The sequence below is a fragment of the Pseudaeromonas sp. HNCC25DJ182 genome (genome assembly GCF_055413365.1).
In genome coordinates this window covers 1-13,266 of the sequence record NZ_JBVAYG010000005.1, presented here as the reverse complement: position 1 = coordinate 13,266, position 13,266 = coordinate 1, and the positions used below count along the sequence as shown (strand labels likewise).

The 13,266-nt window shown below is 46.1% G+C and carries 11 protein-coding genes and 1 pseudogene; 2 read left to right on the top strand and 10 right to left on the bottom strand.

Translation table 11 applies throughout. The annotated features are described in order from the left end of the window. Positions 1–186 precede the first annotated feature (186 nt). From ACZYUB_RS05555 to ACZYUB_RS05540, 4 genes are read right to left on the bottom strand one after another with little or no spacing between them, the layout of a single operon-like run. Positions 187–591 (bottom strand): hypothetical protein, encoded by a 405-nt coding sequence (locus tag ACZYUB_RS05555; protein WP_463946213.1) that lies wholly within the window; start codon positions 589–591, stop codon positions 187–189. Further along, entirely contained in the window at positions 581–2,695 is a 2,115-nt protein-coding gene (locus ACZYUB_RS05550; RefSeq protein WP_463946211.1) for a hypothetical protein, read from the bottom strand. Before ACZYUB_RS05550 ends, ACZYUB_RS05555 begins: the two co-directional genes overlap by 11 nt. Further along, the gene (locus ACZYUB_RS05545; RefSeq protein ID WP_463946210.1) at positions 2,692–4,665 is read right to left on the bottom strand and encodes a hypothetical protein; all 1,974 of its coding nucleotides are present in this window, start codon (positions 4,663–4,665) and stop codon (positions 2,692–2,694) included. Before ACZYUB_RS05545 ends, ACZYUB_RS05550 begins: the two co-directional genes overlap by 4 nt. After that, positions 4,666–6,078: a hypothetical protein gene (locus ACZYUB_RS05540; RefSeq protein WP_463946208.1), complete on the bottom strand. Its 1,413-nt coding sequence runs from the start codon at positions 6,076–6,078 to the stop codon at positions 4,666–4,668. A 108-nt stretch (positions 6,079–6,186) separates the two neighbouring features. On the opposite strand from ACZYUB_RS05540, the pseudogene ACZYUB_RS05535 reads away from it, so the two are divergent. Beyond that, positions 6,187–7,047 (top strand): annotated as a pseudogene (locus tag ACZYUB_RS05535) (YifB family Mg chelatase-like AAA ATPase); the annotation flags it as partial. 252 nt (positions 7,048–7,299) lie between these two features. Continuing rightward, entirely contained in the window at positions 7,300–8,247 is a 948-nt protein-coding gene (locus tag ACZYUB_RS05530) for an acyltransferase (protein ID WP_463946207.1), read from the top strand. On the opposite strand, the gene ACZYUB_RS05525 is transcribed toward ACZYUB_RS05530, so the two are convergent. The 6 genes from ACZYUB_RS05525 to ACZYUB_RS05500 form a co-directional block, all read right to left on the bottom strand. Beyond that, complete coding sequence (locus ACZYUB_RS05525) at positions 8,213–8,677, bottom strand: 2-thiouracil desulfurase family protein (protein WP_463946205.1); 465 nt, start codon at positions 8,675–8,677, stop codon at positions 8,213–8,215. The two genes, ACZYUB_RS05530 and ACZYUB_RS05525, sit on opposite strands and share 35 nt — an antisense overlap. An 80-nt stretch (positions 8,678–8,757) precedes the next feature. Beyond that, positions 8,758–9,366, bottom strand: a complete 609-nt coding sequence (locus ACZYUB_RS05520; protein ID WP_463946204.1) for a thiol:disulfide interchange protein DsbA/DsbL — start codon at positions 9,364–9,366, stop codon at positions 8,758–8,760. Between the two features lie 67 nt (positions 9,367–9,433). Next, positions 9,434–10,417 carry a serine/threonine protein kinase gene (locus tag ACZYUB_RS05515; protein WP_463946203.1) on the bottom strand — a complete coding sequence of 328 codons (984 nt, stop codon included), beginning with the start codon at positions 10,415–10,417 and terminating at the stop codon, positions 9,434–9,436. A gap of 245 nt (positions 10,418–10,662) precedes the next feature. Beyond that, a complete protein-coding gene (locus ACZYUB_RS05510) occupies positions 10,663–10,929 on the bottom strand; it encodes a YihD family protein (RefSeq protein ID WP_463946201.1) in 267 nt (88 codons plus the stop codon). A 19-nt stretch (positions 10,930–10,948) separates the two neighbouring features. Then, entirely contained in the window at positions 10,949–12,088 is a 1,140-nt protein-coding gene (locus ACZYUB_RS05505; RefSeq protein ID WP_463946200.1) for a GGDEF domain-containing protein, read from the bottom strand. A 27-nt stretch (positions 12,089–12,115) separates the two neighbouring features. Further along, positions 12,116–13,135 (bottom strand): squalene/phytoene synthase family protein, encoded by a 1,020-nt coding sequence (locus ACZYUB_RS05500; protein WP_463946198.1) that lies wholly within the window; start codon positions 13,133–13,135, stop codon positions 12,116–12,118. Positions 13,136–13,266 lie beyond the last annotated feature (131 nt).

Here is a 13,266-nt window from a genome sequence, read left to right as displayed (position 1 = left end):
AAGAGATTTTCCCCTCCCGTATGGATCAGATTCTGCCATGGCAGGACATGATCGCAGTCATCGAGCCGTTTATTCTAAGGTGGCAATAGTTGACAACCTCATCCCCGCGGTGTCAGTTGATTACTAGATCTGTACAAATATCCCGCGTCAAGTGGCCATCTTACTCTTTTTTTATCACTTAATTTATTAAACTTTCTTCGATAACTGATCACGTCCGCGCGCTTTAAGTTCAAAATTTTCTTTGACAACGTTTAAATATTTTTCGAGAAGTAATTCATAATTACTTCTTAGAGATCTATATTTAGCACTAATTGATTTTTTCTTTTCCTCGTCAGATTTTACATGTCGAGTGATTGATGTTGACAATGACGACTGCCTATCATGATCAGCAGCCTTTATTGCATCGCATAATTCAGGGTAGCGCTGTGGCCTAATATAACCTTTGGGATTATTCTTGCCAGCTTCTAAAGCAACGGTGAGATTACTAATTCTGAATCCAACATCGTGAACATTAACAATTTCAGTATTTCTATCCTGGATTCGCTTCAGAGCATCCCAATATTTTTTCTCTGCTTTTGAATTAATTATCACGGTTCTTTTCCTCAAGAGATTTGATATGATTTGCAAGAACACTTTCAATTGCATTAACTTCTTTTTTTAGTTGAAGAGCGAAAGGACTGTTTGAGTCAAACTTTGACAATTTAACCTTCATGTTATGCAGAGTCTTTTCTAGTTTTAATGCTGAAAGAGTGTTAAATACAGCATTCTCACAAAGAACACATGCAGTTATTGAGGTAAAGGTTGATTTCTCACATGGGGCCACCGCACAACATCCTCCAAGAGGTGTCTTTGTATAGGCCAACTTACCCTTTCGTACCGCCTTATCAATACTTTCTCGACTCTCGAAGATGACAGGCAAGTCGCCTGAAGATTTCCGCCTCTGTAAAAATGAACCGAAAGAACCGAAAAGAACGTCGTTGGAATTAACCAAATCATTCCAAATATAATCAATTTCTACCTCTCTCTCCTCATTTCTAAAATCATTGACAAAACTTTTAATAGATTTCATTGCGCTTGAGTCAGAATCCCCGATTAAAATAAAGTTATCTGCATATGAAGCGCCAGTTGCATAATAAGCTGTCATCGTTTGGGTAAGATGCTGGAGATTACTTTGTAATGATGGAAGCGAGACGAGGCCACTCCGTGCTGCATAAACAACAAGAGAACGACGAAACTGATGCGATGTAAAAGGGAACAACTTGCCAACACAGAAACCTTCACCTTGCCAGTCACGCCAGCTTACCTGCTGTCTCAGTTCGGCCATATCGGTCTCAGTTATAGAAAAACGTTCAGGATCCAACGTTAAGGATTTGTGTGGACGCCACCCAGAGTTTGTATTGAACTTCCGAAATGAAGGATAATTAAAATATGGATTAACTTGGGTTCGGCCTGAAATAGCAGGGAATAGCGGGTACATTGACTGATCAACAGTATCTATATTAATACCCTTGTATTTCGAATAAAATAACCTAACAAGCACCTGTATTGATCTATTGAAATCAACAAATAGTTCAGAGGTGAACCAGCGAGCGAATCTTGCAGATTCACTCTCAAGTTTCGTTGTCCATGAACGAATAAAAAAAACTCGCTCCCCCTCGAGAGATATAGTCTCAAACCCATTGTAAGGAACGTTAGATGACTCTTCGAAACGCATTCCGGTGAATATCTGCACAAGTGTTCTTCCGCATGAAAAGAAATATGAAAAAAACACTCTCAGCTCATTGAAATTTGATATTCCAAATGGTTTCAATGCATTCCAGTATCTCGATTGGCCATTCAAGATATGCAACGTCTCATATCTAGAGTGGATGACGACAGAAGGGATTAAATCAATGCATGACACAGCGTTCTCATTTTCCTTTCCAGTAGCATCGTCACATATTCTAATTGTTTTATCCAATAACTCACTAATAACCTCGTGTAATAACATATTGTGTTTGTCAGACATAAGTCCTGTCTCGGAAAAAACAGAACAAAGAGTACGTGAACATTCAGTTATTACTTCCGAAAGCAACCTAGTTGGTATTACTGGGGTTTGATTTATTTTTCTATCTCTTTTAAACAGGCGCGAGTATTTAAGTGCAAAACTATACGCATCTTTGTCTGGGGAGAAGTCAAATATTGGAAATAGTGCTGACAATCGACCAAGTCTATTATAGGCGGATAGAATTTTCGCTAGCTTTAAATATTTTTCCGAACTTGACAAAGCATTGCTTGCCTCTATTTCCTTAAGAGTGGAAATATCATTCAAGGATTGACGGAATGATATGTTTTTCTCAATTGCATTATCCGCGAAAAAAAACAACTCCTCCGATGCACAAACAACGGCCCTGATGGCCTTGAAAGCTGGAAAATATAAAAGGTAAAAACAACACAACTTCAGGTCGTGATAAATAACTTTTCCATTTGTTACATCCGCTTCATATATTCTTTTGAAGTTAATCTTGACCTCGCGACTTGCGTAATATGAGAAGTTCCATCTAACATCTTGAAACCTACTGATAACATCACCATTTTTATCCCTACTAATAACATGGCATTCATCAATTGAGAGGAAATTAGGATCAATACCATCAGGGCACGTGTTTTCAGGAAAGCCCAAATCAAATAAGAATGTGCGAATAACACTGCTCATACTTGCGCCCCTAGTTCATTCAAAAAGTCATAATGTTCCTTCCAGAATGGACACAATATACCTAGTTCAACTTCAGTCTGAACCTCAGCGATAATCGATTCTGTTTGTGGATGTGTGCAGATAAGAATCTCTAATATTTCATTGATGCGGTGAAATACTGGCGCAAGAATTTTTACATATTTATCAGCAGTACCACAATTTATCTTAACCAGATTAATCAACTCTTTAAGGCCAATTATTTTTTCAATATCTTGCTTGTCCGGAATTATAGAATAATACTTACAAAACAGACATGTTTCAGGCCTGGAACAATCTGGCTTCGGTGCAACTTCAGTGAATGCATCAATTCGATGTGGGGCTTCATTTTTGAAATTTGAACAATGTCCTGCTGGTATATTTAAGTCATTGGAATTTGCATTTAAAACACCTATCAAGCCTCCATGAGACCTTGATCGTGCAAGCGCTGAGAGGAACATTTTTTGGTAAAATTCAGAAAACTCTCGACTCTGCTCTAAAGGATCGTTAGCCGTATAATTTGATGCAACGGTGTTTATTGTATTTCCAAGCTTTTGGGATGTGATGAATAGATCTCCATTTGATAATTTCAAAAAATCAATAGAGACACCCTTCCTAATCTGAGTCGGACTTAATATTTTAACATCTAACTCATGCTCGTTAATAAACGATTTCAATGGAATTAATGTAGCGTCCGCATAAAGGTTGCCACTATGACCTATAGGCCGAAAAAACCATAAATCCCTGTCTCCAAAATATTGGACAACATAAGAACGCAACTCGCGAAACCTATTAAAAACCTTTAAAAAATCCGATCCGAACTCAGGATAAATAATAATATTTCCAGCTCTTGCTTTCAGCCCACTAAATCGCATTCCACGAAGAGTCTTTGGCACATCAGACGTTATTTTAAGATTAACCAAAGGAGTAGGATTAATGCCAGTGGCTGCATAAAAGCAAGCTATGAAGGCACTTTGCGCGAGCACGTATGCTTTATGCAATGCATGCGAAGGCGTTATGAATGAACGATATACCATAGCCTGAATTGTCGATTTTCTGATTATATCGCGCTGATGGATATCGGCATTAGTCCAACGCTCATGTATAATCTCATCGCTGCTGGAAAATGATGGCCAGCTTAGATCTTGATTTAAAATAACTGATTTATTAGCAGTTGGATCTGAATAAATGCAACTTGCTACTCCGCCCCTAACGGGAAGTGTTAATTTAATCGGAGCATAGTCTTGATTTATGATCCCGTCAGCAAGCCCATAAAATAGTTCAACTGCGAACCTGATAAACAAATCCCTATTATCTAACGAGGGAGCAGCCACAATACTGTTTTTATCAGCCCCTCGTTTTATAGATGGAACGTGTCTAATAATATCTATTTCAGCTTTATTGAAAAAATTCTGAATAAATCTTCGCACGACCCTTTGCGATGATGCTGACGAAGCTCTAAGCATATAATTTGGGTTGTTAGGTGCAAGTTTATTTCTATGACTTAAATAATCTGTATAGTCTCTATAAATTGAAACAAAACCTTCGAATGTTTGTGATCGCCGATTAAAATCAGTATATTTTTCGCAAAATTCAATAAAATGATACAATACTTTTATGATATTCAATATTGTATCTAATGACTTAGTGATCACTTGTGTTCTAATGTGTTCAATAAGAGCGATGATGATAGTTACTCTCCATTCCTCTTTTGAACTTAAAACAACTTTTACAAATCTATCTTGTAATGGATTATTGCTATTTATCTTCCCTGGAAACTTTTTAAGCCTCATTCTGTAACATAGCGATCCAATATCAATGTAACTATCACCAGCTCTGCTGGCCGTCTTCATTTTAAGCACAACACTCTCTGGCTTTATTATTTCAACATCATGGTCAAGTACATTTATGATGGTGACAGGCCTGTCTTGATAAATATAATCTGACGTAGTCATTTAATCACCACCAAAAAGCCTGTGTTCATAAACTGCAGTAATGACCTCCATTTCGTTGAGGATCTCATCAAAATCGAGATACCTTTGAGTAACTGCAATATTTCGATGGCCCATTCGGTCTCTAACAGCAATAAGAAGTTTCAACCCTGACAACCCGGAAGATGATAGGCTTCTTACTAAATTCATGCCAAACGTCGCTCGTAGGTCATGAAATCTAAAACACTTAACCTCAGAATTATGCTTCTGCATCGAATTAACTAAATCTTTAAATATCTTTTCAACGGCGCCGCCAGATTTTATTCCAAATGAATTCCCTTCGGCTCTCGGATAATAGTCATTAGCTTGACGCTCAAAAATTTCTTTCTTCGACGTATAGAATGGGTTACCTTCTCTAGTCAAAAACAAATAGTTATTCCGAGTGCTACCATAATACGATATTTGCATTCTATTTTCATGATCCTCACTCTCCGAGTAAATCTTGAGTTCCTCGACAAGCCTTGGATGAAATAGCAATCGCTGGGCAGAACCATTTTTTGTGTCAACGTCTCTAAATTTACCTGTACTAAGTTCTACGCCAATATCCAATCTACCAAGGTTATTATTCTTCTCCAACTCAGAGTACAAATAATCAATGTGATAATTACGGAGCGTACAAATGGTCTGCAACCTAGCTCCCGTCGAAACGGCTATTTTAATCATTAAACTTAATGCGGAGTTTACATTTGGCGCATCGATATGTTTTTTTAGAGCTGCTTGTTCAACTACACTCAGAGGCCGAAGCAAACCACCATCTTTAATATGATCTACTGGAGTTTGAGATTTTGGCGTTTTTATTGAAATATCAGCAGTTTCTACTTTTTTTATTCTACCAAAACCATGACTGCTCATGTAATTAATAAGAACTTCAATTTTCTTGTACGGTTCGTTGGCTAGCAGTTCCTCATGGATTAAACCCCATTTTACTATTTTTGCATAAAAGTCGACTACCGATCTAATGCAATTAGACGCGTATGAAATACTTAAACCATCATGAATTAGTTCATTTAATCTAGATCTAAAACGATACGGGGCTTTTAGTCTGCTATTTTCAGGTAGATGTAAGAAATCTAATCCCGCATCCTCTAAAAACCTCAAATAAGCCAGCAACCCCTTTGCTCGAGTATTTATAGATTCAATTTCCCAAGAATGCTTTTGCTCAGCAAGCATCACAAGATAAGTATTTGCTATATCCCATGGGAGACCGTTACTCTGTATTATCACTGGAAACTTAGGATAAAAGTCATTCGCTCTGTGATATTTATAATTCTCCCACGACCCCAATAAATCATCAAATGTGATATTGCCTATTCTGAATTGATATAAGTAAGTAATGCGAGCACTTGAACGAAAATGTTCGGCAAATTGGAAAGCCATATGATTCCCCGAACAATATCCTTATCAACAATCGTAGTAGGTATAGGTGAGGTGTCAACCTACTGAGTGATGTTGTGGATATGCATCACTCTGACTTGGTAGTGGGTGCCAGGGACTGGAAAAAGCATGCTGGCCAGTCGACTACCAGGCATCCTTCCGCCGTTGGCCGATGAGGAGGCGCAGCAAACCGCCGCCATTCACTCCATCGGTGGCCTGGCTCGAGGTTGCCAGGATTGGCGTACCCGACCATTTCGCTCCCCGCACCACAGCGCATCGGCGGTAGCGCTGGTGGGTGGCGGCAGCCAACCGAGGCCCGGTGAAATATCCCTCGCCCATAACGGTGTACTGTTTTTGGATGAGCTGCCGGAATTTGATCGCCGTGTCCTGGACTCGTTACGCGAGCCGCTGGAAACCGGCGCCATCAGCATCTGTCGGGCCGCGCGACAGGTTGACTATCCAGCACGTTTCCAGCTGATCGGTGCCATGAATCCCAGCCCCTGTGGCCATGTCGATGATGCACAGCAACGCTCCAGCCCCCAGCAGGTTTTGCGTTATCTGGGTAAATTATCCGGCCCCTTCCTCGACCGCTTCGATCTGACCGTCGAGATCCCTCTGCTACCCAAAGGGGCTCTAAGCGGCCCCAGCGAACGCGGTGAGAGCAGCGAGTCGATACGGCAACGGGTGGTCCACACTCGTCAATTGCAACTACAACGGGCAGGTAAGCTCAATGCCCTGCTCGATAGTCGGGAGCTCGAGCAGTATTGCGCACTCAGCAGTCGAGATGCTCAGTTTCTCGAAGAGGTGATCCATCAGCTCGGCCTGTCTTTGCGGGCATGGCACAAGATCCTGCGAGTTGCCAGAACATTGGCCGACATGGCGCAGGAGACTGCCATCCAGCGTCATCATCTGGCCGAAGCATTGGGTTATAGAGCCATGGATCGCTTGCTCAAGCGCTTACGTGCCTCCTGATCTCTGCCTGCCGCCGTCGTCTCAACACCAGGGATCTATGTGGTCGGAGTGGACAAATCATCGGAAAAAGCATGCTATATGCCGCCGCGTTCTGCCTGAGCGTTTCAGGAGAGCAACTTCAGACAACAAACGGCCGAGCAGGGCAAAGACTTATACATTCACTCGTTGGCCGGGTTCCGGCGTAGCTGCATCTGGGCGCCATCGGCCAAGAAGTGCGCTCTGCCCCGGCGTTTGGCTTGAAGATCAAAAGTTATGTTGGCATTTCTTCCCGGATTTGTAGTGGCTGCTATCAGCCTGACCCTGACCATACTGAACACGGCAATTAATTCCGTCTTGATCGTGTTCTTCTCGCTGCTCAAGCTGCTCATCCCCATTCCCATCATTAGTCGATGCATGGGGCGTCAGGCGAACCGCTTCATGCGGAGCTGGTTGCTAGGCAATGCCTTAATACTGCGATTGGCAAACCGAATCGACTGGCACATTGAAGATCATAGCCAGCTGAATGCCGAAGGCTGGCATTTGATCATCAGTAACCATCTGAGCTGGACCGATATTGTCATCATCGGCGACCTATTTCGCACCCGGCTGCCGGTACCTAAATTCTTTCTCAAGTATGAACTGCTGTACGTCCCCTTTGTAGGTCTTGCCTGTTGGGGCCTGGATATGCCCTTCATGCGCCGGTACAGCCGTGAATATCTGCTCAAGCATCCAGAGCTTCGCGGTAAAGATGTTGCCAGTACCCGGGCAGCCTGCGCCAAATTTGTCCACGAGCCGACAACAGTGATTAACTTTGTGGAAGGTACGCGTTTTACTGCCGCCAAGGCCCGCGCCAATCGCTCTCCCTTTCGGTATCTGATGCCACCCAAGGCCGCTGGACTGTCCCTGGCTCTTGCCGGGCTGGGGGAACAATTCGAGAAGATCATCAATGTAACCCTGGATTATCCGGACAATCGCGAACACCCATTCCGCGATTTGCTATGCGGCCGCATGAAACGCATTCAGGTACACATCGAGGAAATCGCCATCACGCCAGAGCTACGCGGCGACTACGTGAACGACAAGCCCTTCAAACGCGACTTTCAGCTGTGGTTAAATCAGCTCTGGCAGGAAAAAGATCGGCGACTCGCGCAACTAAAAGAACAGACGCCGCAACCCCAAACGGCAGTTAAAACTTCAGCAGAGCCTCTGTATAAGCAATAAATTCAGGCAGTTGCTGCTCCGAAAAAACACGGATCCCGTGCTGGCGGAGCAGCTCTGTCGTCAGTCCCTCTCCATCCACCAGAGTGCCATCGAAACGACCATTATAGATATGCCGGCTCCCGCATGATGGGCTGCGCTCTTTGAGCAACGCACAACGCACATCATGCTGGACACAGAGTGCCAGCGTCGCTTCAGCCCCTCGGATAAAAGCTGCAGTCACATCCGTACCGCCTGCGGTGCGGATGGAGCCGTCCACCTGCCGCTCGGCCGCAGGGCGCGGAACCGGCAGACCACCCGCGACTTCGGGACAACAGCCGAGAATCAATCCCTGCTGCTTCCAGATCGTCAGTTGAGCCTGCTCCACCGCTTGCGCCTGACCATCATAACGAACAGGCTCACCCAGCAGACAGGCACTCACCAACAGTTTCATCCCCCCTCCTCCTGCATCGAGCAGCCACTTTTCCAGCAATGAAAAAGGGAGCCTCAGCTCCCTCTCCCAGACATCAGAACTCAGTCTTTCTTGTTCAGCAAAAATTGCACCAGCGCCTTGTATTCATCGGCACTTTTTACTGACTCGGTTTTGAGCAGGTAACGGCCATTGACCACAGTGGCCGGCACACCGCGGATTTGCATCTCGGCAGTGTTACGATCGTATTGTGACACCAGACCGGTGACCGCAAAGCTATCTACTGCCCCATCATACTCATTACCCGCAACCCCGATACTTTCAAACAGCGCCTTGATATCGGCACGGGTTTGCGGTGGCTTACGGTCGACCTGGATCTGTTTGAAGGCTACCGGGCTGAACTTGGCTTCAACGTCCAGCAAAGTGGCAACGGCGTAAGCTCGTTGTAATTCGGGACCCATCTCGCGACCGAGGAAGGCAACCGGATTGCGTTTGAATTCCACACCTTGCGGCAGGCCCTTCTTAACTTCAGCCACAATCGGTTCAAAGGAATAGCAATGCGGACAGAAGTAGGAGAAAAACTCCAGCACCTCCGGCTTGGTGGTGGCAGTCTGCTTAACCACATCGTAATGCACCCCTTCCTTGAACAGAGGTGCAGCCTGAACCAGAGAGGTCATCATCAGACCCGCCAACAGCATAATGATCTTTTTCATGAAATTTCCTGTCGTTGATGTTGTTCAGGGTCAGCATGACCCTCTATCCGCAGCACAGACTATTCACTCAATGGAACGGCGTCAATGATAGGGGTGGCGCTTTGAGCCGCACCAACTGCTGCCCAAGCTGCTGACGTTGATTCAACCAGAACTCCTCTTCTGCAAACCAGGGAAAGGCCCTGGGAAAAGCTGGATCAGGCCAACGACGATTGAGCCATGCCAGATGATGAATCATCCGCGCCGTACGCAATGGTTCGATGAGCCGCAACTGGCCGAGATCAAAGGCACAAAACTCTTCGTACCCACTCAGCAAAGCATCCAGCTGCATCCGCTGCTCCGCCTCGTCCCCGGATAGTAACATCCAGAGATCCTGCACCGCCGGTCCCATCAGGCAATCATCCAGATCCACCAACATGGGACCATCACGCCACAAAATATTGCCAATATGGCAATCCCCGTGCAGCGGAATATGAGGACAAGTCAGCGTCAACGGCGGCAACAAAGCAGCGGACAACGTCGTTAGCAACTCGGTAAATTCACGATTCAGCTTCTGGGGCCAAGGAGAATGTTGGAATAACTGCGCCAACGGTTCGGCTACAAAACGCTCATGGCTGTATGTGCCGCGCGCCAACAACGGCATGGCCGGACTCAAGCTGTGCCACAATCCCAACTGATGCCCCACCATCTCCAGTTGATCCAGATTATCAGGCTCGAGGTGTCTACCGCCGACACTGGGCCAAACCGCAAACAAATAACCGGCATGCTCATGTAAGGTTGACCCACCCAGTTCCAAAGGCGGTACCACGTTGACCTCATTATCACTCAAGTAATGAGTCAGACGATGCTCCTCGAGGATCTGCTGTGCGCTCCAGCGTTCAGGACGATAAAACTTGACCACATAACGTCGCCGATCTTCACACAAAAACTGATAGACCCGGTTTTCATAGCTATTTAATGGAGTAAGTCCTGACTCCAGAGATAGGCCAACGGACGCCAAGGCATCCAGGATCAAGTCGGGAGTCAGGTTGGCAAAATGAAACGCGCTCATCATGGAGCTCCTTATTCAGAATCCAGCCAGCGCCTAAGTTAGATGTCTTATGGAGCGAGAACACCGTCGGTCGACACGGAATATGTTGTCATCATAAGGGGAAACGGTTCGAAGAACACCGCCAGATTGCAGTGTCGAACAAAGAGTAAGGATCCCTCGTCAGTAGGCAAAATAGCGAGGGAATGGGTTTCTCCACATCAAGGCCGTGGAGAAACGCCAGGTCTAGAGCTTACGTCTGAAAGCCTGTGCTATTTGGTGATGCCTCGAGCACGCAGCAGCGCTTCCTTAAAATCGGGAACACAATCCTTAGCCAGGCCGGGGATCATCTCTTGTTGGCCCTTGTCTCGCATTTTGAGCTGATAAATCAACATATCATCACTTAGCTCGCTCAAAGGGCCGACAAATCCTGCCTCTGCGGCGATCTTGCCGACAAATTGCACCAGACTCAGATCTTGATCTGCCAACCAGGCGGTTTGTAATAATTCCAGCAACTCTTCAATACGATGACACTGCATGCTCAACTTCTCCTACTCATCAATCCGCGATTTCAATGCGATTCCGGCCATTCTTCTTGGCTCGATACAGAGCGACATCCGCCATTTCTATCAACTCACTGCTTGCGATATCCGGTTGCGGGATAAGGCAAGCGCAGCCAAGGCTACAGGTTACCCGTTCCGCGACCATTGATTGCTGATGAGGGATGGCCAAATCTTGAAGCTGCTGACTCACCGCTTCGGCCACAGTTTTGGCCCCCATCACATCAGTAAACGGCAGTAGTAGTACAAACTCTTCACCACCATACCGGGCCGCCAAATCATCGTCTCGACGCAAGACATTCCGTAACACCAGGGCTAGTTGCCTCAGGCAATCATCACCGGCCTGATGCCCATACCGATCATTAAATTGTTTAAAATAATCAACATCCAACAAGATCAGTGCCAGTGGAGCCGCCGCTCGACTACAACGCCGCCATTGCAGCTCTAACTGCTCGTCAAACTTGCCCCTGTTAGCGATAGCAGTCAACCCATCCTGCTGGGAAGCAGCACGTAACGACTCCGTTCGCTTACGAAGCTGTTTCGCCATATCAGCGCTCAAAAATCGATTATAGAGACCAGCAATCTGCCAGCGCAGCAGTTGTCGACGGGTAAGCTCAGAAAACAAAAGGCTGAATAACACCACCAGAATAATTATCTGGTTGATGGCACCTTCACGGGCGAGCAATTCCAGACACAAAGCGGCACTCACAGGAATAATTGCCCCATAGAAGCAACGCACACTATTCAGTAACAGCACCGAACAGGCCGCCATATACAGACAAGAGAGCAGAACCAGTAACATTCTCTGGATTTCTGGCGAATAGCTCATAAAAAACAGTAATCCCATGGCCCACATAATCGCACTACAGGTGGAGCCGATGAAATACTCATACTCCAGCCGTAATCGTGAGGCCGACCTATGGTAGCGTCGCCAGTACAAATGGAGAGTCCGCCATAGCAGGGTTGCCGAGCTTCCCAGCAACCAACTCCACCATAATGCAACGGGAGCATAGGAGTGTACGAGCCAGGCAATGAACGACATCACAACGGCTTGCGCAGGAAGGGCATATGAGCCACTGGCGTATAGGAAACCAATCAGCTCCCGCTTGACTCGATAATTGAGTCGCTCGCTAACCATCGAACCTCCCTCGCAGCAAAGATAACCTCACTGCCAAGCCGAAACACGCTGATGAAGCTCGTTAACATCCCGATGCATGAGGGGCAATCCACGGCCCAGCCAGTGAAAATAAGCGCGTAATAAGGCATTGTTCCATCCTGCAAACCGACAGCTCACAATAACCCCCTTGACCTGCCGCCGTGAAATCTTGACTGGAGCTACCTTGCTAGATAACGAATGGGCGGACACGCGTTGCAGGGTTAAAATTGCCATACCAACAGCCCACAAACAAAACTGACGGATACCCGGCTCCTGCTTGGGTAGCTTCAACGTAAACGCCAGCGCATCCTGCAAATGTCCGTGCGCCAAGGCGATATAGTCGGCAATCTGCTGCCGATCATAATGAGCAGAACATTCAGCTGCAGCTAGAGGCGGGCTAGGCAACCAGCGAACCCCCCTGGCCGCATCCTCCTGGATGTCTTTGAGAATATTGGTCAGTTGCAAACCTTCACCGAACGAAACGGCCAAGGGAAGCAGGTGCGCCTTTTGCTGTCCGATGACTGGGGCATAGACGCTGAATAGTTCCGTGAGCAATTCGCCAACGACCCCAGCGACATGATAACAATAATGGTCTAGCGCATTGCCATCCGAGATGCTGGACTGCTGCTGTTGAGCCGACATGCCGCGACTCATAATAGAAACCCCTTGTATCAGTATCTGCTGAACAGCGGTAGGGAAGGAAAATAAGCGAGCCAGTACCGCAGGAATATCCGCGATCAACGCCAGCTCACCCGCTGGGGTTTCAATACTCAAGCATTCCGCGAGCTGGCGACTCCAGGCTTCAACGCTAATGCTGCCGCCTTGTAGTGACGTTAGAAACCAATCCATGTGCTGCTGCTTAATGGAACAAGATAACGCAGGATCATCCTCGATCGTATCGACAATGCGGCACAACAAATAAGCATTACCGACCCAATCGGCCAACGGCATAGGGAGCACTGGGATTGTCAGTGCAAATGTGCGGGATACTCGTTGTAAATGAACCGCTTGCTGCTCAAGCGTTAACATGCAGCCAGGCCTCGGCAATAAGAATGAACCCGCAGTCTACCATCCTCAAACGAGCGGGCATAATCGAGACAATAAAAGCGAGACGAAACACCATGGATCTAGATTAAAAATTAAACACCCAACAAGTTTCA

What these genes read in the sequence shown, in the direction of transcription:
- ACZYUB_RS05505 (WP_463946200.1), bottom strand. Translation starts at nt 12,088, where the DNA reads ATGGTTAGCGAGCGACTCAATTATCGAGTCAAGCGGGAGCTGATTGGT.
- ACZYUB_RS05540 (WP_463946208.1), bottom strand. Translation starts at nt 6,078, where the DNA reads ATGGCTTTCCAATTTGCCGAACATTTTCGTTCAAGTGCTCGCATTACT.
- ACZYUB_RS05520 (WP_463946204.1), bottom strand. Translation starts at nt 9,366, where the DNA reads ATGAAAAAGATCATTATGCTGTTGGCGGGTCTGATGATGACCTCTCTG.
- ACZYUB_RS05515 (WP_463946203.1), bottom strand. Translation starts at nt 10,417, where the DNA reads ATGATGAGCGCGTTTCATTTTGCCAACCTGACTCCCGACTTGATCCTG.
- ACZYUB_RS05500 (WP_463946198.1), bottom strand. Translation starts at nt 13,135, where the DNA reads ATGTTAACGCTTGAGCAGCAAGCGGTTCATTTACAACGAGTATCCCGC.
- ACZYUB_RS05550 (WP_463946211.1), bottom strand. Translation starts at nt 2,695, where the DNA reads ATGAGCAGTGTTATTCGCACATTCTTATTTGATTTGGGCTTTCCTGAA.
- ACZYUB_RS05510 (WP_463946201.1), bottom strand. Translation starts at nt 10,929, where the DNA reads ATGCAGTGTCATCGTATTGAAGAGTTGCTGGAATTATTACAAACCGCC.
- ACZYUB_RS05530 (WP_463946207.1), top strand. Translation starts at nt 7,300, where the DNA reads ATGTTGGCATTTCTTCCCGGATTTGTAGTGGCTGCTATCAGCCTGACC.
- ACZYUB_RS05545 (WP_463946210.1), bottom strand. Translation starts at nt 4,665, where the DNA reads ATGACTACGTCAGATTATATTTATCAAGACAGGCCTGTCACCATCATA.
- ACZYUB_RS05525 (WP_463946205.1), bottom strand. Translation starts at nt 8,677, where the DNA reads ATGAAACTGTTGGTGAGTGCCTGTCTGCTGGGTGAGCCTGTTCGTTAT.